Source organism: Cupriavidus phytorum (assembly GCF_003254285.1).
Classification (GTDB): Bacteria; Pseudomonadota; Gammaproteobacteria; order Burkholderiales; family Burkholderiaceae; genus Cupriavidus; species Cupriavidus phytorum.
On the sequence record NZ_QKZN01000003.1, the window covers coordinates 361,155 to 382,250 of the forward strand.

Consider the following 21,096-nt stretch of genomic DNA (forward strand, 5'->3'; position numbering starts at 1 on the left):
TGGCCCGGTGCAGGCCGCAGCAAGGCCTAGGACGTGAACCGGCCTTCCAGCCGATGCAGCGAACCGGGATGCACCAGCCGCACCGACGTCACCACGCGCCCGGCGGACCAGGTGCGGCGGCGGATCAGCAGGCACGGCTCGCCGCGTTCGATGGCGAGCAGCTCGCACTCTTCCGGCAGCGCCAGCACGGCCTCGACCACATGCTCGCCCTCGGTCAGCGGGGCGATGCGCGACAGGTACTGGTAAGGAGTCTCGCTGCTGAAGTCCTGCGCCAGGTAGTCGGGGGCGACCACGGCGTTGACATAGCGGTCTTCCAGCTGGATGGCCACGTCGTCCTCGTAGTGGACGATCACCGAATGGAACACCCGCGCCTCCAGCGCGACCTCCAGCGCCGCGGCCTGCGCCGGGCCGGCGCGCTCGGCCGCGAGGCTGATCACGCGGGCGCGATGGCGATGCCCGCGCGCGGCGATGTCGTCGGCGATATTGTTGACCGCGTACAGCGCGGTGCGCCGCTTGGGCTCGGCGACGAAGGTGCCGACGCCCTGCAGCCGCACCAGCATGCCCTCGGCGGTCAGCTCGCGCAGCGCGCGGTGCACGGTCATGCGGCTGACGCCGAGCGCTTCGACCAGCTCGGTCTCGGACGGCACGCGGTGATGGGGCGGCCAGCTGCCGTCAGCAATCCGGCTGCTGATGTGCTGCTTGACGCGCGCATACAGCGGCGCCGGCATCGGGTCGGACACGAGCGACAACGGGTTCCCCTTGGTTTCGGCCAGGCGGCCGGCGGCCACCACGCGGACAGGCGCCGAATGTATCACGGTCGCCGCGTGGACAGGCCGGCGGGCTATGAGGCCTGCGCGTTGCGCTGCGCGTAGCCGGCCAGGAACACGTCCAGCGCCACCGGCCGTCCGATCGCATAGCCCTGCGCGTAATCGACGCCGATCGCGCGCAGCGCATCGAGGGTGCGTTCGTCCTCGACCCACTCCGCCACCGTGCGCACGCCCAGCCGGTGGCCGATGTCGTTGATCGAGCTGACGATCTCGCGGTCCACCGCGTTATCGGCCAGCTGCCGGATAAAGCTGCCATCGATCTTGAGGAAGTCCACCGGAAACTGCTTCAGGTAAGCGAACGACGACAGGCCCGAGCCGAAGTCGTCCAGCGACACGGTGCAGCCGGCGCGCCGCATTTCCGCCACCAGGCGGTTGGCCGCAGCCATGTTGTTGATCAGCGCGGTCTCGGTGATCTCCAGCCGGATGCGGCTGGCGGGCAGGGCGCTGGCTTCAAGTTCGGCATGCAGGAACGGCAGCAGGAAGGGCTCGCCCAGCGAGTTGGCCGACAGGTTGATCGACACCGACAGCCCCGGCACCGCGCCCAGCCGTTCGCCGTAGCCGCGCAGCACGTTGCGGATGACCCAGCGGTCGACATGGCCCATCAGGTCGTAGCGCTCGGCCGCGGGAATGAAGGCGCCGGGCAGGATCAGCTCGCCGTGCTCGTCGACCATGCGCACCAGGATCTCGATATGGCGATCGCCGCTGGCGTCGTCCTGCTCCGGCTGCAGCGCGCGGATTTCCTGCGCAAACAGGCGGAAGCGGTTGGCCTCGAGCGCCGAGTGGATGCCGGCGGCCACTTCCAGTTCGCGGTGGTGGCGGCGCGCGTCGCTCTCGTCGCGGCGGTACACCGAGACGCGGCTGCGGCCCGCGGCCTTGGCCGCATAACACGCCACGTCGGCGCGGCTCATCAGCTCGCTCACCGGCGGCACGTCCAGGTCGATGGCGGCGATGCCGATGCTGGCGCCGACGTCGTACACGCGCCCCTCCCACGGGAAGCGGCGCCCGCGGATGGCGTCGATCACGCCCTGGCAGACCTGCTCGGCCTGGTCCACGGTGCAGTCCTTGAGCAGCAGCGCGAACTCGTCGCCGCCCAGGCGCGCCAGCACGTCGTCCGGGCGCACATGGTTGCGGATCAGGTAGCCCAGTTCGCGCAGCAGCACGTCGCCGGCGCCATGGCCGGCGGTGTCGTTGACGATCTTGAAGCGGTCCAGGTCGATAAAGCACAGCGCGGCGCGATGGCCATGCAGCCGCGCCGCGTCGCACGACTCGCGCAGGCGCTTCTCGAACCAGGTGCGGTTGGGCAGGCCGGTCAGCGCATCGTGCATGGCCGAGCGCGCCAGCTCGCGCTGCAGCGCGCGCGCTGCGGTGATGTCCTGGAACACCAGCACCGCGCCCAGCACCTCGCCGCGCGCCGTCAGTACCGGCGCGGCCGAGTCCTGCACGTCGTGGCGCTCGCCGGTCAGGCTCTGCAGCACCGCGCCCTCCTGCAGGTAGGCCGGCGTCAGCGTGCGCAGGCAGGCCTCGACCGGGCTCGGAATGGGCTCGCCGCTGCTCTCGTCGACGATGCGGAAGACCCGCTCCAGCGGCAGCCCGGTGGCGGCAGCCATGGTCCAGCCGGTCAGCTGTTCCGCGATCGGGTTCATGAAGGTCACGTGCATGGTGGCGTCGGTGCAGATCACCGCATCGCCGATCGAGCGCAGCGTGATATGCAGGCGCTCCTTCTCCTCGAACAGCGCCTCGGTCAGCCGGCGCTGCTCGGTGATGTCCCAGTTGGTGCCGACCAGCGCCCGGGCGGTGCCGTCGTCGCCGCGGGTCGCCATCGCCATGGCGCGCACGTGGCGCACCTCGCCGCCGGGGCGCACGATGCGGTATTCGGTGTCGAACGCGGCCTCGCCGCGGATGGCGCGGCGCATCTCGCCGCGCACGCGGCTGGCATCGTCGGGGTGCAGCAGCGCGATCCATTGCTCCGACAGCGGCGCGCCGCCGGCGGGGTCGGTACCGTGCAGCGCATGCATGCGCGCATCCCAGGTGATGCCGGCGCTGGCCAGGTCCCATTCCCAGATGCCCACGCCGCCGGCCTCGACCGCCAGCTGGATGCGCCGCGACAACCGTTCCAGCTCTTGCTGCGCCAGCTTGCGCGCGTGGATGTCTTCCACCTGCGTGATGAAGTGCTGGGGCTCGCCGGTCTGCTCGTCGCGAACCAGCGAGACCGCCAGCAACACCCAGCGGTAGTGGCCGTCCTTGTGGCGGTAGCGCTTTTCCAGGCGATAGGCCTCGACCTTGCCCGACAACAGGTTGGCCACCTGGCGCAGGTCGCCGGTCAGGTCGTCGGGGTGGGTCAGTTGCTGGTAGCTCAGCTCGCGCAGTTCGGCCGCGCTGTAGCCGAGCAGCTCGGTCATGGCGCGGTTGACGGTCTGCCAGCGGCCGTCCATGTCGACCAGCGCCATGCCGATGGCCGAATGCTCCATGGCCTGGCGAAAGCGCTTGTCGCTGCTGCGCAGGCTGGCGCGGCCGTGCCGGTTCTGCTCGGTCAGGTAGGCGATGCAGACCGGCAGCACCATGATCACGGCGGCCGACAGCGGCACCGCTTCATGGCGGTGCGACAGCAGCATCAGCGCCTGCAGGCACAGCGTCGCCACCAGCGCCAGCAGCGCGGTCGCAAACGGATTGCCGGCCAGCGCCAGCAGCACCAGCGGCAGCGACATCGCCGCGAACGGGTCGTGGCCCTGCCAGTGCGCGAACGCGCCGATGGCCAGGCTCAGCGCCAGCGCGCCCGCCTGCGGCGCCAGCATCGGCCGCGCGGCGGCGGCGCGCACGCGCACCGCGGTCATCGACAGCATCAGCGGCAGCAGCAGCGCCATGCCCAGCGCGCTGGCCTGCCACCAGGTCCACCACACCGGTGCGAAGCGGCTGCCCGCGACCGCGGTAATGGCGGCGGCGCCGGCCGTGGCGCCGACCATCGGCGCCAGGATGCCGCCGACCGCCAGCATCACCGCGAACGCGGCCAGCGGGCCGTGGCGCCCGGTCACGCCATGCCGGTCCAGCAGGCGCAACAGCAGCAGCGCGGACAGCATCTCGGCCAGGTTGGCGCCGGTCAGCATCAGCGCCGTGAAGGGGCTGTCGCCGGCACCGAGGTTGGCCATCACGCTGGCCACCAGCATGCCGGCCAGCAGCCACGGCGCCTGCGCGCGCGGCCGCTGCAGCAGCAGGCCTAGCCCGAACGCATTGGGCAGCCACACCGAGGCCACGCTCCCGGGCAGCCGCGCCAGCCACAGCGCCGCCGCCGCCAGCACGAAATAGCAGGCGCCGGCCAGCAGCAAGGGCAGCCAGCGGCGCGGCGCGGCGGAAGGGGCTGAAGCGGCCGGAGGGATCGGCGGGGCCGTATCGGGCGTCATGGACGAGAACGAGGCAAAGGCGGTGCGATGCGGGTGGGAAGGAGGCGGCGTGGCCGGCGCGCCCGGCGGCATGCCCCCGAAACGCCCGGACAGACTGCCGCCCAGCGTAGGGGCAATGTAGCGAGGATAAGCGCGTCGCCATCGGCAGGACAGGGGGCAGGTTGGGGGGTTACTTGCCTCTGGTGTTGGGGGCGATTTTTTGGTAGGGCGGCAAGCGCAGGGGTCCGCGCTGCCGGTATCCGCGTCGATAACCTCCCCGGTAATCGCGCCGCCGCGCCCCCGCGCCGATCATGCAGCCATGGCCTGACGCCAGGCCCCGAGAGCCTGACCACCAACCCCCAAGGAGAACGCCATGTCCGCTGCCATCCAGTCCCTCCAGGTCGACCACGCCGCCACCCTTGCCGACCGCTACCTCGCCGCCTGGAACGAGACCGATGCCGCGCGCCGGCGCGAGCTGATCGCAACGGCGTGGACGGAAACGGCTTGCTATGTGGATCCGCTGATGCGGGGCGATGGCCATGCCGGCATCGACGCGATGATCGCCGCGGTGCAGGCGAAGTTTCCCGGTTTCCGCTTCACCCGCGTCAGCCCGGTCGATGCGCACGGGGAAAACCTGCGCTTTACCTGGGAACTGGGCCCCGCCGGCGAAGCCGCGCTGGTGGTCGGCACCGACTTTGCCACGGTGGCGGCCGATGGCCGGCTGGCGCGCATGACCGGCTTTATCGACCGCGCCCCGGCCGGGCTGGCCTGAGCGCCGCCGGCGCTGCGCTATGTTGCCTTTCCCACCGACAGCCCCCGGGGCACTGGCCGCAAGCTGCGGCATCCAGTGCGGCGGACAGGGGAAGGCAAATGGCGCGGATTCTGCGGATGGCGGCATGGGGGCTTGCGGGCACGGCCGTGGTCGCCGCCGCGGCGGCGTACGGCGCGGCATGGGTGGGCGAGCGCAAGGCGCAGCGTCTGGTCGAGGTCCAGGTTGCGCCCGTCGCCATCCGCGAGGACCCCGCGTCCATCGCCCACGGCAAGTACCTGTATGAATCCCGCGGCTGCATGGAATGCCATGGCGCCGGCGGGGGCGGCAAGCAGGTGATCGACGACCCCGGCGGCCTGCGCGTGCGCGCGCCGGACCTGACCCGCGCCAACCCGGCCATCGCCGCCTACCAGCCAGTGGACTGGGTCCGCAGCATCCGCCATGGCGTGGCACCCTCGCTGCGCCCGCTGCTGGTCATGCCCAGCGAAGACTACAACCGGCTCAGCGACGAGGACCTCGGCGCGCTGGTCGGCTATCTGCGCAGCCTGCCCGCGGCGATGGGCGCGCCCGCCGAGATCACCATGCCGTGGCTGGTGCGCGCGCTGTATGGCGTGGGGGTGGTGCAGGACGCGGCGTCCAAGATCGACCACAGCCTGCCGGCGCAGGCGGCGATGGTGCCCGAGCCGACGCCGCGCTATGGCGCCTATGTGGCCAATGTCTGCCTGGGTTGCCACGGGCCGGCGTTCCGGGGCGGCAAGATCCCCGGGGCGCCGCCCGACTGGCCCGCGGCCGCCGACCTGCGCCCGGTGCCTGGCGGCGCCATGGCCCGCTACGGCGAGCCCGCCGCGTTCATCGAGATGATGCGCAGCGGCAAGCGGCCCGACGGCAGCACGCTCAGCCGCGTGATGCCGTTCGATTCGTTCGGGCGCATGAACGATACCGAGCTGACCGCCCTGTACCTGTTCCTGGCCGGCCTGCCGCAGCGCTAGCCGCGTGCCAGACGGCGCCCGGCCGCGATGCCGGGCAGCTCGACCCAGCGGTGCAGCAGCCAGGCCAGTGCCAGTGCCAGGCCGGCGTCGATGGCAAAGCGCAGCAGCTGCATGCCCGTCTGGTCCGGGCGCAGCGCGGGCATCAGGCGCTTGACCGCTTCGATCACGGTGGGGTGGGTCAGGTAGAGGGCGTAGGACAGCTCGCCCAGCCAGATCAGCGCACGCGGCACGCGCAACATGCCGGCGTGCTCGGCGGCGACCACGCCGGCCACCAGCAGCGCGGCGGGCAAGCCGCGTCCCGCCAGGCTGAAATCCGGCCCGACCAGCGGCAGCGACAGCGCGAACGCCGCGCTGCCGATGGCCAGCAGCGCCAGCGCCAGTGCCGGCGTCAGCAAGTGGCGCCAGCGCGCGTAGGCCCATGCCAGCCCGCAGCCCAGCAGGAATTCGAGCACCAGCGGATTGCTGACCATGGCCAGCCACGGTGAAGCGAACGCATAGCCCTGGGCGGGATCGGCCACCAGCGTGCCGAAGCGCCACCACGGCAGCACCAGCGTGGACAGCGCGAACACCCCCAGCACCACCAGCAGCGCGCGCCGCCCGGCGAGCAGCAAGCCCAGCGCAAACACCGCGTAGAACGCCAGCTCGTAGTTGAGCGACCAACCCACGTACAGCGCCGGATAGCCGTAGTAGGGCGCATGGCCGGTGGAAGTCGGCAGGAATGCCAGCGACGCGGCGAACAGCGCCGGCGTGACCGGGTTGAGCAGCAGTGCATGGATGGCCGACATGGTCCAGTACGGCGGGGCCAGCCGGCACAGGCGCCGGATCATGAAGCCGAGCGGCCGCTCCGGCCGGGGCCGGGCCAGCACCGCGACCCAGGCGATGATGAAGCCGCTGATGACGAAGAACACGTCGACGCCGACATGGCCGCGCTTGATCACGTTGTGGGTCAGCCAGTTCAGCACCGGCGCGTTGGTGCCGCCCAGCGTGAGCCCGGAGTGGTAGAGCACCACCAGCGCGGCGGCCAGTCCGCGCAGGGCCTGGATGCTGTCGAGCCGCGCTATCGAAGGTGACGATGCGGTGCGAGTGTGGGCCGCTGGCAAGGCGGCCGTGCCGGGCGTGGCAGCGGTGTTATGTGCTCGGGCGGTGCGGGCGGCGGGGAACGAATTTTCTGGAATAGTCGATGGCACTGTTTCAGCGGCGGGAACCGGACCACACCGGAATCCCGCCGGGATGGCAAGGCAATCCATGAGGGACAGCCGTTCGTTGCACAAAGTTCGTGCAACCGGCGCTGACGGGCACGTTAGTGCGCAAAGCCTCCGGCAAGGTGCCGCAAATTGCACTATCCTCACTTGTCCGTTGCGCCAGGCTGCGGCGCACAGGCAATGACCAGCGGGCAACGTACCCAAGGAGTGTCCCCCAAATGACCACCCTCTCCATCAACGTCAACGGCAAGACCCGTGAAGTCGACGTGGACCCGTCCACGCCGCTGCTGTGGGCACTGCGCGACAACCTTGAAATGACCGGCACCAAGTTCGGCTGCGGCATGGCCGCGTGCGGTGCCTGCACCGTGCACGTCAACGGCCAGGCCACGCGCAGCTGCGTGACGCCGGCCTCGGCGGTTGCCGGGGCGCGCATCACCACCATCGAAGGCATCGGCAGCGACCGCATCGGGCGCGCCGTGATGGACGCCTGGCTCAAGCACGATGTCGCCCAGTGCGGCTACTGCCAGAACGGGCAGGTGATGAGCGCCGTCGGCCTGCTGCGCAGCAAGCCGCGGCCCACCGACGCCGACATCGACCAGGCCATGGCCGGCAACCTGTGCCGCTGCGGCACGTACCAGCGCATCCGCGCGGCGATCAAAGACGCCGCCCGTGCGCTGGCCTGAGCGGGAGCGAACCGATATGCGTATCCGAGGCATCGAAGCCCTGGCCGGCGGCCAGGCAGGCAATAGCGGCGAAGCGCGTGGCGACGCCGGCGTGGCGACGCTCGACCGCCGCAGTTTCTTGAAACTGACCGGCCTGGCCGGCGGGGGGCTGGCGCTGGGCGTGGCACCGCTGGCGCAGGCCCAAGAGGGCGCCAAGCCCAAGGCACCGCCGGCAGCGCCGCAGGCGTTCCTGATCATCGCGCCGGACAACACCGTGACCGTGGCGGTGAACCGGCTCGAATTCGGCCAGGGCGTGCATACCGCGCTGCCGATGGCGCTGGCCGAAGAGCTGGATGCCGACTGGCGCAACGTGCGCGCGGCACTGGCCCCGGCCGGCGATCCGTACAAGGACCCTGGCTTCGGCATGCAGATGACCGGCGGTTCCACCGCGCTGAACCACTCGTTCCAGCAGTACCGCGAACTCGGCGCGCGCGCCCGCGCGATGCTGGTCGCGGCCGCGGCGCAGCGCTGGAAGGTCGACCCGGCCAGCTGCAAGGTCGAGCAGGGCGTGATCACGTCCGGCAGCCAGCGCGCCACCTTCGGCGAACTGGCGCCGGCGGCGATGGAGCTGCCGGTGCCGCAGCAGGTCACGCTGAAGGACCCGGCGCAGTTCCGCATCGTCGGCAAGCCCACGCCGCGGCTGGATGCGCGCGGCAAGATGGAAGCGACCACGCCGTTCGGCATCGACACCCAGCTCAAGGGCATGGTGGTGGCGGTGGTGGCGCGGCCGCCGCGCTTCGGCGGCAAGGTCAAGAGCTTCAGCGCCGACAAGGCGCGAGCGGTGCCGGGCGTGCGCGGCGTGCTGCAGGTGCCGGTCGACCGCGGCGGCAGCGGCGTGGCCGTGATCGCCAGCGGCTACTGGCCCGCCAAGATGGGCCGCGATGCGCTCGAGGTCCAGTGGGAGGACGCCGGCTCGAAAGTCTCGTCGCAGGCCTTGTTCGATGAATACGCGAAGCTGGCCGGCCAGCCAGGCACCGTCGCGCGCGCGGGCGAGGGCAATATCGCCGCTGCCATCAACGGCGCCCCGCGCAAGATCGAGGCCGACTTCCGCTTTCCGTACCTGGCGCACGCGCCGATGGAGCCGCTGAACTGCACGCTGCAGCCCGAGGTGGCCGGCGGCAAGGTGCAGTCGGTCAAGGTCTGGGTGGGCTCGCAGTTCCAGACCGTCGACCAGGCCGCGGTGGCGCGCACGCTCGGGCTGGCGCCGGACAAGGTGGTGCTCAACACCATGATGGCCGGCGGCGGCTTCGGCCGGCGCGCGGTGCCGACCTCCGACTACATCGTCGAAGCGGCCAACGTGCTCAAGGCGTGGGTCGCCGCCGGCCACACCGAGCCGCTCAAGGTGGTGTGGAGCCGCGAGGACGATATCCGCGGCGGCTACTACCGTCCGCTGCACCTGCACCGCGCCCGCATCGGCCTGGACGCGCAGGGCAAGGTGGTCGGCTGGCAGCACACCATCGTCGGCCAGTCGATCCTGAAGGGCACGCCGTTCGAGCCCTTCATGGTCAAGAACGGCGTCGACGCCACCATGACCGAAGGCATCGTCGAGAACGACTACGACCTGCCGCTGCAGATGTCGGTGCACCACCCGCAGGTGGACGTGCCGGTGCTGTGGTGGCGCTCGGTCGGCAATACGCACACCGCCTTCGTCAAGGAAACGCTGGCCGACGAGATGGCCGCCGCCGCCAAGCAGGACCCGGTGGCCTTCCGCCTGGCGCGGCTCGACGAGAAGAAGCACGCGCGCCATCGCGCCGCGCTGCAGCTGGCCGTGGACAAGTCCGGCTACGGCAAGCGCAAGCTGCCCAAGGGGCATGCCTGGGGCGTGGCGGTGCATGAGTCGTTCAGCACCGTGGTGGCCTATGTGGTCGATGTCTCGCTGGTGAAGGGCGAACCGCGCGTGCATCGCGTCACCGCCGGCGTGCATGCCAACCGCGTGGTCAACCCGTTGTCGGCCGAGGCCCAGGTCCAGGGTGCGTGCGTGTTCGGGCTGGCCATGACCCGGCCGGGGTTTGCCATCGAGATCGAGAACGGCGCGGTGAAGAACAGCAACTTCCCGGACTATCCGCCGCCGCGCATCACCGACGCGCCGGTGGTGGACGTGTTCTTCGTGCCGTCGCAGGACAACCCCACCGGGCTGGGCGAACCCGGCGTGCCGCCGATCGCGCCGGCGGTGGCCAACGCATTGTTCACGCTGACCGGCAAGCGCCAGCGGCAATTGCCGTTTGTGATGGCCTGAGCGCGGCCGCGCGGCACTGGCGCTGTTGTAATCGCGCCAGTGTCCGCCCGGCCGTGGCAGGACCCTATTGCCTTTGCGGGGCGAGCCGCGTAGAACGGGGAAAACCGCGCGCGCCAGGCTGCGCGGCAAGAGTGACCCCCCCGCATCGCCCCCGCCGCCGTGTATCCCCCGGCCCGGGTGCCGTGCCCGGAGACCGAGGTGTGATCATGGAGACCCAGGAAAGTACGCTGACGCTGGCGCTGATGACCGAACCCGCCCGCATCCGCATCTGCCGCGCGCTGCTCGAAGCCGGCGAGGCCGGGCTGCCGGCCACCGATCTGGCGCAGGTGGCGCGACTGAGCCTGGGGCGCGCCGGCCATGTGTTCTCGGAGCTGGTGCAGGCCGACGTGCTGGCGCTGTCGATCCAGGAGCGGCGGGTTTGCTATGTGCTGAAGGCGCGGCGTGCCGTTACCGAAGCGCTTGGTTATATCGACGCCAGCGGACTGGCCGACTGACACGGCAAAAACGGGCCCCGCGGGGCCCGTTTGCATTGGTGCGGCGGTGTGCGCCGCGACCGCTGCGTCACTGCTTGGGTGCAGCCATTTCCTGGCGCGCCGCTGCGTCCGCAGCCTTGTTCTCGACCTTGCGTTCCTGCTTGGCAGCGCCGACTTCGTCCTTGTATTCGCCCTTGGCGGCCTTTTTCTTCGCCTTGTATTCGGCGGCGGCCTCGCGGCGTGCCTCGCGGCGCTCGACCAGCGGGTCCTTCGGCGGCTGGATCTGGGTCACGCCGGGCGCGGTGCCCTGGCCGGCGGGGCTGGCCGCGGTGGCCGGCACGGCAGGCGTTGCAGGGGTTGCGGGCGTTGCCGGCAGGCCCTGCGCGGCTGGGGTTGCCGGCGTGGCGGGGGTAGCAGGCGTGGCGGTCTGCGCGATGGCCGCGGCGCAGCTGAGGCCTGCCAGGCCTGCCGCAATCACGCTGGCGATTCGGGTATGGCGAGCGGGTTGTTTCGGATCCATGGAATACCTCCAGGGTTAGGGTCGGAAGCGCCGGCCGGTCGGGGCCCGGCGCGCCGTATGCCGCACATGCCCGCCTGGCGGACCTGCGGCGACAAGGCCAGTCTAGGCAGCAGCCCGGCCTGGCGCTGTCGGGCAGGCGCCGATGAGACGCCGGAATTGCTCCTACAAGCGCGCCGTCGCGGCCGCGCACGCCGGTTTCAGGCAACTTTCATTTCCTTTAATTCCGTGGCAAGAAGATTCACTTCTGCCGACGCGGCACTTCCGCCACCATGGCCCCCAGAAAGCGTGACGCCGCGGTCCACCAGCCTGGACCAGCTGCCGATGACGGTGTTGTCACGATGCTGACGTAGCGTGCAATGGCCTGAGACCGGATGAGGGAATCGATGCGAGCGCAAGGCGCCCTGGTGTTGACGTTGCTGGCCGGCCTTGCGGCCGCGCCGGTGCCCGCGCTGGCGCAGACGGAGCCGCCGTTTCGCGTGGTCGGCACCAATGTGCAGAAGCACGCCAGTGCGGTGCTGACGCTGATGTCGTTTGCGGTGGTACCGGACCTGGCGTCCAGCTCGCTTTCGATCAGCAGTGCCAGCACCGACAACCCCGACCTGACCCTGTGGCAGCTCGGCGGGGGCTTTACGCTGAGCCAGTCGTTTCCGCTCTATCTGGAAGGGTCGATCGCCTACAACCGCTACGATCCCGCCTTTGTCGCCTCCAACGGGCTGGAATCGCGCAAGCTGCCGGCCAAGTGGAACACCTTCGCCGGCACCGTTGGCGTCGGCTGGGATTTTCCGCTGATCCCCAGCAAGGAGCTGGTGTTCCGCCCCATCTTCAACGCTTCGCTCGGCCGCGTCGCCAGCGATCTTTCCATCGCCCAGTTCGCGGTCGAGCACAAGACCGACCACGACATCGCCTTCCTCGACGACGGCGCCATGAATGCCTATGGCCTGGGCGGATCGGTGATGCTCGACTGGGAAAGCCACCGCGACAACCGCGATATCGACGTCGAGCTGCGCTATACCAACATCTACCTGCGCAGCTTCGGCGACTCGTCAGGCCTGGAGGCCTCGTCCGTCGCGCAGACCGCCAGCCTGTACGCGCGCTGGCGCGCGCCAACGGGGCTGCGCGCGCTCGACCGGCCGGTGCGCTACGTGCTGGAGCTGTCGCACTCGCATTACCTCGGCAACCAGGCCGGGGCGCTGGGGTTCAACTACCTCACCACGCTGGGCACCGGCCTGGAACTCGACACCAGCGCCCACGAAGTGTTCGTGACCCGGATCCGCGCGGTGGTCCGCTACGTCTTCGGGAATGGCGTCTCGGGCGTGTCGTTCGGACTCGCCGCGAGCTTCTAGCGTGCTCCGCCTGGAAGAAAATCTGTCTGTTCAGGCCGCACGGCATGCGGCAACGATGCGCGAAATGCAGCGATAAGAGGGCGGAAAACTCGCCGGAAACAGTGCGGCCGGGCCCGTGCTAGGCTTCCGGAAAGTCAAGGAAAACTATCCCGCCATGAAGTCGCCCGTCTATCTGAACGCCCTGCGCGCCTTTGAAGCCAGTGCCCGGCACCAGAGCTTTTCGGCCGCTGCCGCCGAACTGAACGTGACACCCGCCGCGATCGGCCAGCTGGTGCGCAGCCTCGAAGACTGGCTCGGTACGCCGCTGTTCCACCGCCAGGCCAGGGGGCGCACGCGCCTGATTCCGACCGAAGTCGCGGAGCGGGCGCTGCCCGACATCCGCTCCGGCCTGGACCGGCTTGCCGTCGGCCTGGACCGGTTGAAGGAAGGGTCGGCCAACGGGATCCTGACGGTGACCACCAGCCCCGCCTTTGCCGCCAAATGGCTGCTGCCGCGCATCGAACGCTTCCAGGCCCGATGGCCGGATACCGACGTGCGCCTCGACACCAATCTCAAGCCCCTGGATTTCGCCACGCATGGCATCGATATCGGCGTCCGTTATGGCGCGGGGCAATGGCCCGACGTTGCGGCGGAGAAGCTGATGGACGAGCAGATCTATCCGGTCTGCTCGCCTGACTATGCCCGCAGCAAACGTGTCCGCAAGGCTGCCGATCTTGCCGGCGTCACGCTGATCCATGACCTCTCGGTCCCGAGTCACGCCGGCTTTGCCTCATGGAGTGCATGGCTTGCGGCAGCGGGCGTCGATGGCGTTGAAGTCAAGCGCGGCATGCGGATCAACAACTCGGCGGCGGTCTTGCAGGCGGCGATCGATGGCCATGGCGTCGCACTCGGCCGCAGCGTCATGGCGAGGGACGATCTGGTGTCGGGCCGGCTGGTGCGGCTATTTCCGGATATCGAATGCCTGTCGGCACTGGCCTATTACGTCGTATATCGTCCGGAGTGTGCGAGCCTGCCGAGGCTGGCGGCGTTTCGCGACTGGCTGTTCGCGGAAGTGGCTGCCGCGGCGAAGTAAAGCCGGCATGACGGCCCGCGGCTTGTGACACGCGCTCTGGCTCGCCACCAGGTCGGGCCAGAGCGCGTCGTGGGTTACTTCGTCAGTTGTGCGTGCGCATCCAGCACGCGCGCCGAGTAGGTCAGTGCGGCACCCGCGTTCAGCGCGACCGCAACACCCAGCGCTTCCGAGATTTCGCCCAGCGTGGCGCCATGCTCGACGGCCTTCTTGCTGTGCACCGAGATGCAGCCGTCGCACCGTGTGGTCACGGCCACGGCCAGCGCAATCAGCTCATGCATCTTGGGCTCGAGGTGGCCGGTCTTGGCGGCTGCGTTGTCGATCGTCTGCAAGCCGCGGATGACATCAGGGCTTTGTTGGGCGAACTCGCCCACGCGCGCCAGCAGGGCGTCGCGATAGGCATTCCAGTCTTTCATCATGGTGGTCGTTCCGGTTGAGTGGGATGGTGGTGACGCTTGCCAGTCGAGCCTTAGTTCCGGCCGGCCATCACGCCGCCGTCCACGTCCCAGATGGCGCCGGTGACCCAGCCCGCCTTGTCCGAAAGCAGGAAGACGATGGCCTCGGCCACATCGCGCGGCGTGCCCACACGGCCGATTGGGTGGAAGCTGTTGAAGCCCTGCAGCGCACTGTGGACTTCGGCCTTGGGGATGAAGCCTTCATAGATCGGCGTCTGGACCACCGCGGGCGATACCGCGTTGACACGGATACGCCTGGGGGCGAGCTCCATCGCGAGGTGCTGCGTCAGCGAGTGCAGGCCGGCCTTGGCCATCGAGTACGCGGACGACGGCGTTGCGGCGATGGCTTGCTTTGCCCACATCGAGCCGATGTTGACGATCGCGCCCGGACGCTCGGCGGCAACCAGGTTCGCGGCGACCTTCTGCGTCACGAAGAAGAACGCCTTGTTCAGCTTCATGTACTGGTCGTAATCCGCGTCCTCATGCTCCAGGAAGGGCTTCGGGAAGAACACGCCTGCGGCGTTGACCAGCAGATCAATGTCCCGGTGCGCTTCGTCGAGGGCCTTCAGCAGCGCGGCCAGCCCGGCGTCGCTCGACAGGTCGGCGGTCAGCGCCCACACGTTGCCGAGGGCAGCCAGCTCCTTGCGCGCCTCTTCGGTCTTCTCCGGGCGGTTGCCGATGATGACGGCGCTGCCGCCCTGGGCCAGCACCATGCGCGCCGTTTCCAGCCCCATGCCGCTCGTGCCGCCTACGACCAGAAGCTTCTTACCTGCAAATTCGTTGCTCATATCGCATCACTCCGTTCAAAGTCTGTGAGGACGCTTGGTGGTGGAACAAAATCTTCGCGTTTCAAGGCCGGGCTGGCCTTGGTTCAAGCGTCAGCAGAACACTGCATGACGAGAATTTTTGGTGATTTCGCGCGAGCGGGCAAACGAGATAATGTGTGCGGGTGAGAAAGTTTTTCTTTTGTTGAATAGCACTCGACTTCAGGTCGGGGAGGCCGAACCGGAAGCGGGAGGGCGAGGCGCTGGAGATATCGATGCGGCACGGGGCCGGAGCCCCATGCCGGTTTCGACATTATTCCGGCGTAATGCCCGCCGATTCGACCACGGTGCGCCAACGCTGGACTTCGCTGTGCCAGAACGCGGCAAACTCGCGTGGGCCGCGCGGATCGACCCGGAAGCCAAGCTCCCGTGCCTTGTTGGCCACGTCCGGTGTCGACATGATGCGCACCAGCTCGCCGCCGAGCTTTTGCACGATCGCGTCCGGGGTCGCACCCGGTACCATCACGGCGGTCCATTGCTCGACGTTCAGCTTTGGCATTCCTCCTTCCGCGGTCGTCGGTACGTTCGGCACCTGCGGATTGCGCTGGGCACTGGCAATGGCGATGGCGCGAAGCTTGCCGGACTTCACGAACGGCAGCGATTCGGGGAAGTTGCTGAAGATGACGTCGAGCTGGCCGCCCATCAGGTCGGTCAGCGAAGCCGCGCCGCCCTTATAGGGCACGTGCAGGATCCTGGTGCCATTGAGCTGGTTGAACAGTGCCAGCGACATGTGCGAGGGTGTGCCGACACCGCTCGAGCCGGCGTTGAGGGCCCTGGATTTTGCCGCGGCCACGAGGTCAGCGAGAGACTGGATCTTGCTGTCGGCGGGCACCACGACAAGAATCGGCGTGCCTGCCAGCAGGGCGACAGGCTTCAGGTCTTTGTCGAAATTCAGTTTTAACCTGCCGCGGAACAGCGTTGCGTTGACCGAATGCGTCATGTTGACCGCGAGCAGCGTATGGCCGTCGGGTGCAGCGCGGGCTGCGGTCTCCGCTCCCAGCATGGCGTTGGCCCCCGGCTTGTTCTCCACGATGACGTTGGCCTTCCAGCGCTCGCCGAGCTGCTGCGCGACCAGGCGTGCCATGACATCGGTCAGGCCTGCAGGCGGGAAGGGCACGACGTACCGCAGCATCGCACCCGGCTTCGGGTACTCGCTCGCTTGCGCCCAGCCGAGGCCGGGCAGTGCCAGCGCACAGCCGAAGGCGGCGAGCACGGCGCGCCTGGCAAGGATCGGCATCGTGGATGTATCCAGGTTCCGTTTCGGGGTCATGGCTTGTCTCCTGTGTCGAGGCCGTGGTTGATGTCGGCCTTCTGAGGTAAATGCTTGTGCGCGGTGGGGTAGGTTGGGCGAACGGTCTCCGTGGTCAGGCCAGGGCTTCCAGCACTTTCGAAGCCACGAGGCTGCTCACCCGCTCGTTCGATTCGATCGTCAGTCCGCCGATATGAGGCGTGAGGATCAGGTTCGGACAGCCGTCGAAATGCGGCGCATGTGCCAGCGGCTCTTCCGCGAACACTGCGTATCAACCTGAAGCTGCTGGAGGTGTTTCTTGCCACGGCCCATGACGGTTCGACGCGGGCGGCTGCGGATCGCGTCGCCAGGTCGCAGTCGGCGGCCAGCAGTGCGTTGGTCGAGTTGGAGGCGCTGCTCGGCGTCCAGCTTTTTGATCGCAGCGGGCGCCGGCTGGTCCTGAATGAGAACGGTCGGGCATTTCTGCCGCGCGCTGCCTCGCTGATCGAAGCCGCGGGCGAACTCGAACATCTATTTCACGGGCAGCACGCCGCGCCCCTGCGCGTCGCGGCCAGCATGACGATCGGCGAACATATCCTGCCGCCATTGCTTGCGCGCTGGAAGGTGTCCCATCCCAATAGCCCGGTGCGCCTGCAGATTTCAAACACCACCGAAGTGCTCGCCGCAGTGGCCGCCTTCGATGCCGACATTGGCTTCATCGAAGGGCCGCAAACGCACCCTGACCTGTCGCTGCGAGAATGGATGACCGACGAGATGGTGATTATTGCTTCGCCTACCCACCCGCTGGCGCGGGGCCTGGTCACGCGTGAAGCGCTGCGCCAGGCACGGTGGGCATTGCGCGAGCGCGGTTCGGGGACGCGCGAGGCCTCGGACCGCTGGCTGCTGGCGCAGCTGGAGGATGTCCAGGTCGATTTCGAGCTTGGCACGCCGGAAGCCATCAAGGCCCTCGTCGCGGCCGGCGACGCGTTGGCGATCCTGCCCCGGCACAGCGTTGCAGCCTCGCTCCGCCGCGGTGAACTGAAGGAGTTGCGCGCCTTTCTTCCCACCGCGGTGCGCCAGCTCGCGGTAGTGACGCATCGCGAACGCCGGCTTGGCGCGGGCGGCGAAGCCTTCCTTGAGCATTGTTTCGAGGGCGTCGGGAAAAGGAAGCGGTCCGCCGCGGCCAGGTCCGTCATGAGCTAGGGGTAAGCATCCCTCGCTACAACCCCCGCTGCTGGCGCTATCGCCCCCGAGGTTCAGCCCGGGTGCCGGCATCGACCGCCGGCACGATCACCGCAATGGCGTCACGCACCAGCGCATCGATCTCTGCATCGTCCGGACGAATGCCGGTGGCCAGCGTACGGTGCAGCACGCTGGCCAGCACCATGCCATGGAACAGCCTGGCGCTGACCTCGGGACTGGCCGAGAGCCGCGTGCCTTTGGCCTGCTGGCTGCCAAGGAAGGCCGCCACATAGGCGCAGGTCGCGGCCGGACCGCGCGTATACCAGGCGTTACCCAATGCGGGAAAGCGCCGCGATTCCGCGAAGATCAGCCGCAGGAACGCCAGGTGGCGTTCCTCCAGCAATGACTGCAGGAAGCTGTGCGCGATCTTGCCAAGCCCCTGCGCCGCATCGCAGTGCGACACATCGACACCCTTCTCGGTCTTTTCCAGGAAGCGGTCGCACAGCCGCTCCACCACCGCCACGAACAAACCGTCCTTGCCGCCGAAAAAGCTGTAGACGTTGGTCTTGGAGCCCCCGCACGCCTTGACGATGTCGTCGAGGCTGACGCCGTCGTAGCCGTGCTCGAGAAACATGTCGGCGGCCGTGCTCAGGAGCAGCGCGCGCTTCTCTTCGCCACGGCGCGTCATGCGTTGGGGCGGGCGGTGAGCAGGGGTGTTGGTATCGCGTGTGGGTGATGCCATCGGGTAGCGAAGCGTGACAAGGGGTGTGCAGGAGCCCCGCGCAGTCTACCAAATGCCCGCGCAATCCAAGTCATCACCACGCCGTCGTCGTCCTGTTCAAAATTTCTGAGCAAACCATTCTGAATAATTTAGTACCGTACGGTACGGTTTTACTATATTTGGATCGTGAAGCGCGGCACGCGCCTCGCCCAACACAGGGTTTTTCAACCGAAATGGAGAATGTGATGAAAAAGGCATCGATCGCCGTAATCGTGATGATGGGGATGGCCGCCAGCGCGCAAGCCGCGGTGCGGGCCTCCGAGGTTTACACCAACGGCGGGCATGTCGCCGAGGCTATACAGCGCTCGCAGAGCGGGCGCCTCGTGGATGAGCAGTTCCGCCGCCTGGCGTTGCGCCAGGCGGATCCTTTTACCGACGGAGCCCGGCGGCAAATGGATCCCTTCACCGACGGCGCAGTGCGCCAGGTGGATCCGTACGGCGACGGGGCGCTGGCAAAAAGCGGCAGCGCCGACCCGTTCACGGATGGCGCCTGACCGGCACGCCGGTCAGGCGCAAGCCGCGGTGCCGGCCGCACGCGACGATGGCGAATGCGGGTTTACCGTTCTTGCGAGAACCCGCATCCCCATCCTAGAATAATTCGCATATCGCAGTAGATTGCGCCTAGCGCAAAAAAAGGAGGCAAGGTGACGGACGCGAAACATCCCCGGCCAGCGGGGCAGACCAGCATCGCGCAGGTGGATATCCACGGCGTTTCGGTACATGGCAAAGATCTGAGCGAGGCCCTGATTGGCAAGACCGGCTTCACCGCCTACTTCCTGTTCCTGCTGACCGGCCGCGAGCCTGACGCAAAGCTGGTGGCGGTCACCGATGCCTGCCTCGTTGCGATCGCGGAACATGGCCTGGTCCCCTCGGTGCAGGCCGCGCGCATGACGCTGGCCGCCGCGCCGGATGCGTTGCAGGGCGCGGTGGCGGCCGGCGTGCTGGGTTGCGGCTCGGTGATCCTGGGCGCATCGGAAAGCGCGGGGCAGCTGCTCGCGGAAGTGCTCGCCGGCCGGGAACACGGCACGCTGGCCGAGAGCGCGAACTCCGTGGTCCGGGCCGTGCGCCAGGCGCGCAAGCCGCTGCCCGGATTTGGCCATCCGACGCACAAGCTCGGGGACCCGCGCGCGCACCGGCTGCTGGCCATCGCGCGGGAGCTGGGCGTCGCCGGCGACCACGTGGCCGCGCTGGAAGCGGTCGCAGCCGCTGTACCCGAGCACTACAGCAAGCCCCTGCCGCTCAATGTTTCGGGCGCGATCCCCGCCGTCCTGCTGGACGCAGGCTATCCCGCCACCGCGCTCAAGGGCGTGCCGCTGCTGGCGCGCGTGGCCAGCCTGATCGCCCACTTGCAGGAGGAACGCCGCCAGCCGATCGGCTTCATCCTGGCCGATGCCGCCGAACACGCCATCGCCTACAGCGCCGCGCCGGCGCAAGCATCATGAACGCGCCCGCCACCCATATCGGCACGATGGCGCCGCTCGACGTGCTCAGGCAATACCCGCAGCATGACTTCACGCTGACCGGTTTCCTCGCGGCCCGCGTGGCCGCGCACCCGGACAAGCCGGCATTGCTGTTCGAGGGCCAGACCTGGAGCTATCGCGAACTCGACACGCGAATCGTGGAGACCGCGCAATGGCTGGCGCAGGCCATGCGCGTGCGCCGCGGCGACCGCGTCGGGGTGCTGTCCGCCAACCATCCGTCCACGGTCGTGGTGATGTTCGCGCTGGCGCGCCTCGGCGCGACCATGGTGCCGGCCAACCCGGAATACCGCCTGGACGAGGCGCTGTACGTGTTCGAGCATGCGCAGGTGTGCGGGCTGGTGTGCTCGCCGGCCACGCTGGAAACCGGCGCGGCCATCGTCCGCGCGCTCGGCGGCGAAGTCTGGCTGCGCGCCAACGAGCCCGGCGACCACGGCGTGCCGACGCTGGCGCAGTCGATGGCGGCGGACACCGGTGAGTTTGCCGACGAAGCTGCCGGCCACGGCAGCGACCGGGACACCGCGCTGATCATCTACACCTCCGGCACCACGGGCTTTCCCAAGGGCGCGATGCACAGCCACCGCGGCTATGTGCTGACCGCAGAAGCTTTCGTCGGCCGGCTGCAGCTGCAGCCCGACGAGCGCGTGATGTGCGTGATGCCGCTGTTCCATATCAATGCGCTGATGTATTCGGTGGGCGGGGCGCTGGCATGCGGCGGCTGCCTGGTGCTGATGCGCAGGTTCCCGGCGTCGTCGTTCTGGCGCTTTGCCGCCGAGACCGGCGCCACGGAGGTGAACCTGGTGGCGGCGGCCGGTAGCATCCTGGCCCGGCGCCCGCGGGCCGAGTTCGTGCCCGGTCACCGCATCACCAAGATGTTTATCGCGCCGCAGACCCAGGAAATGGTGCGTGTGATGAAGCAGGAGTTCCACGTGCCGCGCCTGATCGAATGCTATGGCATGACGGAAATCCCGGGCGTGATCGCCAATCCGTTCGACGGCCCGCACAAGCTTGGCACCATGGGCCTGATCTCGCCCCACCCGGATCCGGCGGTGCCGGTGCCGCAGGCCCGCATCGTCGACGACGATGGCAACGACGTGGTCCCCGGCGACGCGGGCGAACTGCTGATCCGCACGCCCACGCTGATGCAAGGCTATTACCGCGACCCGGCTCAGACCGAGGCGGCGTTCCGCGACGGCTGGTTCGCCACCGGCGACCTGGTGCGCCAGGACCAGGACGGCTACTACGTCTTTGTCGCGCGCAAGAAGGATGTGATCCGGCGCAAGGGCGAGAACGTGTCGGGCGCCGAACTCGACCGCATTTTCGGCGAACACCCGGCGGTGGAAGAAGCGGCGGCCATCGGCGTGCCCGCGGAACTTGGCGAGGAAGAAATCCTGCTGGCGGTGCAGTTCCGCCAGGGCCAGTCGGCCGATGCGGCGGAGCTGCTCGCGTGGGCGCGCGGCCGCCTGGCTGTGCACAAGCTGCCGCGTTATATCGCCACCGTCGAGGCGATTCCTCACACGCCGACGCACAAGCCCGCCAAGCACAAGCTGAAGGCCGACCGGACCTTGCTGGCGCGCGCGATCGACCTGTCGGCCGCCAGCCAATAATCAGAATTATGGAGACA

The 21,096-nt window shown here is 68.7% G+C and carries 20 protein-coding genes; 11 read left to right on the plus strand and 9 right to left on the minus strand.

Going from position 1 to position 21,096, the window contains the following annotated elements; all coding sequences use genetic code 11:
• Window positions 1–26: 26 nt before the first annotated feature.
• A complete protein-coding gene (gene hutC / locus C7416_RS10075; protein ID WP_172582611.1) occupies window positions 27–728 on the minus strand; it encodes a histidine utilization repressor in 702 nt (233 codons plus the stop codon).
• A 113-nt stretch (window positions 729–841) separates the two neighbouring features.
• Complete coding sequence (locus tag C7416_RS10080) at window positions 842–4,222, minus strand: diguanylate cyclase (protein WP_111519050.1); 3,381 nt, start codon at window positions 4,220–4,222, stop codon at window positions 842–844.
• Window positions 4,223–4,574: 352 nt separating this feature from the next.
• Here C7416_RS10080 and C7416_RS10085 point away from each other — a divergent pair, with 352 nt between their 5' ends.
• Both C7416_RS10085 and C7416_RS10090 read left to right on the plus strand, forming a co-directional pair.
• A complete protein-coding gene (locus C7416_RS10085; protein ID WP_111518714.1) occupies window positions 4,575–4,973 on the plus strand; it encodes a nuclear transport factor 2 family protein in 399 nt (132 codons plus the stop codon).
• Window positions 4,974–5,071: 98 nt separating this feature from the next.
• Window positions 5,072–5,959 (plus strand): c-type cytochrome, encoded by an 888-nt coding sequence (locus C7416_RS10090; RefSeq protein ID WP_111518716.1) that lies wholly within the window; start codon window positions 5,072–5,074, stop codon window positions 5,957–5,959.
• Here the strand turns inward: C7416_RS10090 and C7416_RS10095 are convergent.
• Window positions 5,956–7,059, minus strand: a complete 1,104-nt coding sequence (locus C7416_RS10095) for an acyltransferase family protein (protein ID WP_111518718.1) — start codon at window positions 7,057–7,059, stop codon at window positions 5,956–5,958. The two genes, C7416_RS10090 and C7416_RS10095, sit on opposite strands and share 4 nt — an antisense overlap.
• Before the next feature lie 320 nt (window positions 7,060–7,379).
• Here C7416_RS10095 and C7416_RS10100 point away from each other — a divergent pair, with 320 nt between their 5' ends.
• The 3 genes from C7416_RS10100 to C7416_RS10110 all read left to right on the plus strand — a co-directional run bounded on the left by C7416_RS10100 (window position 7,380) and on the right by C7416_RS10110 (window position 10,613).
• Window positions 7,380–7,844, plus strand: a complete 465-nt coding sequence (locus C7416_RS10100; protein WP_111518727.1) for a (2Fe-2S)-binding protein — start codon at window positions 7,380–7,382, stop codon at window positions 7,842–7,844.
• Window positions 7,845–7,860: 16 nt separating this feature from the next.
• The gene (locus tag C7416_RS10105) at window positions 7,861–10,119 is read left to right on the plus strand and encodes a xanthine dehydrogenase family protein molybdopterin-binding subunit (protein ID WP_111518729.1); all 2,259 of its coding nucleotides are present in this window, start codon (window positions 7,861–7,863) and stop codon (window positions 10,117–10,119) included.
• Window positions 10,120–10,325: 206 nt separating this feature from the next.
• A complete protein-coding gene (locus C7416_RS10110) occupies window positions 10,326–10,613 on the plus strand; it encodes a helix-turn-helix domain-containing protein (protein WP_092308394.1) in 288 nt (95 codons plus the stop codon).
• A gap of 67 nt (window positions 10,614–10,680) precedes the next feature.
• On the opposite strand, the gene C7416_RS10115 is transcribed toward C7416_RS10110, so the two are convergent.
• Window positions 10,681–11,112: a hypothetical protein gene (locus C7416_RS10115; protein WP_111518731.1), complete on the minus strand. Its 432-nt coding sequence runs from the start codon at window positions 11,110–11,112 to the stop codon at window positions 10,681–10,683.
• Window positions 11,113–11,495: 383 nt separating this feature from the next.
• On the opposite strand from C7416_RS10115, the gene C7416_RS10120 reads away from it, so the two are divergent.
• Window positions 11,496–12,455, plus strand: a complete 960-nt coding sequence (locus tag C7416_RS10120) for a hypothetical protein (protein WP_373424925.1) — start codon at window positions 11,496–11,498, stop codon at window positions 12,453–12,455.
• 154 nt (window positions 12,456–12,609) lie between these two features.
• Complete coding sequence (gene gcvA / locus C7416_RS10125) at window positions 12,610–13,527, plus strand: transcriptional regulator GcvA (protein WP_111518733.1); 918 nt, start codon at window positions 12,610–12,612, stop codon at window positions 13,525–13,527.
• Window positions 13,528–13,601: 74 nt separating this feature from the next.
• Here gcvA and C7416_RS10130 read toward each other — a convergent pair whose 3' ends face one another.
• The 4 genes from C7416_RS10130 to C7416_RS10145 form a co-directional block, all read right to left on the minus strand.
• Window positions 13,602–13,943, minus strand: a complete 342-nt coding sequence (locus C7416_RS10130; RefSeq protein WP_111518735.1) for a carboxymuconolactone decarboxylase family protein — start codon at window positions 13,941–13,943, stop codon at window positions 13,602–13,604.
• Window positions 13,944–13,993: 50 nt separating this feature from the next.
• The gene (locus C7416_RS10135) at window positions 13,994–14,767 is read right to left on the minus strand and encodes an SDR family NAD(P)-dependent oxidoreductase (RefSeq protein ID WP_111518737.1); all 774 of its coding nucleotides are present in this window, start codon (window positions 14,765–14,767) and stop codon (window positions 13,994–13,996) included.
• 289 nt (window positions 14,768–15,056) lie between these two features.
• Window positions 15,057–16,073, minus strand: coding sequence for a Bug family tripartite tricarboxylate transporter substrate binding protein (locus tag C7416_RS10140; RefSeq protein ID WP_240988144.1), 1,017 nt, complete (start codon window positions 16,071–16,073; stop codon window positions 15,057–15,059).
• Window positions 16,074–16,167: 94 nt separating this feature from the next.
• A complete protein-coding gene (locus tag C7416_RS10145; RefSeq protein ID WP_373424926.1) occupies window positions 16,168–16,317 on the minus strand; it encodes a hypothetical protein in 150 nt (49 codons plus the stop codon).
• Here C7416_RS10145 and C7416_RS10150 point away from each other — a divergent pair.
• Entirely contained in the window at window positions 16,293–17,234 is a 942-nt protein-coding gene (locus tag C7416_RS10150; protein ID WP_111518739.1) for a LysR family transcriptional regulator, read from the plus strand. The two genes, C7416_RS10145 and C7416_RS10150, sit on opposite strands and share 25 nt — an antisense overlap.
• 37 nt (window positions 17,235–17,271) lie before the next feature.
• Here the strand turns inward: C7416_RS10150 and C7416_RS10155 are convergent, their stop codons facing one another.
• Entirely contained in the window at window positions 17,272–17,901 is a 630-nt protein-coding gene (locus tag C7416_RS10155) for a TetR/AcrR family transcriptional regulator (RefSeq protein WP_240988145.1), read from the minus strand.
• 278 nt (window positions 17,902–18,179) lie between these two features.
• On the opposite strand from C7416_RS10155, the gene C7416_RS10160 reads away from it, so the two are divergent.
• The 3 genes from C7416_RS10160 to C7416_RS10170 all read left to right on the plus strand — a co-directional run bounded on the left by C7416_RS10160 (window position 18,180) and on the right by C7416_RS10170 (window position 21,079).
• Window positions 18,180–18,488 carry a hypothetical protein gene (locus C7416_RS10160; protein WP_111518743.1) on the plus strand — a complete coding sequence of 103 codons (309 nt, stop codon included), beginning with the start codon at window positions 18,180–18,182 and terminating at the stop codon, window positions 18,486–18,488.
• Between the two features lie 150 nt (window positions 18,489–18,638).
• On the plus strand, window positions 18,639–19,436 hold the full coding sequence (locus C7416_RS10165) for a citryl-CoA lyase (protein WP_111518745.1): 798 nt from the start codon (window positions 18,639–18,641) through the stop codon (window positions 19,434–19,436).
• Window positions 19,433–21,079, plus strand: a complete 1,647-nt coding sequence (locus C7416_RS10170) for a class I adenylate-forming enzyme family protein (protein ID WP_111518747.1) — start codon at window positions 19,433–19,435, stop codon at window positions 21,077–21,079. The genes C7416_RS10165 and C7416_RS10170 overlap by 4 nt, the downstream gene beginning before the upstream one ends.
• The last annotated feature ends 17 nt before the right edge of the window (window positions 21,080–21,096 follow it).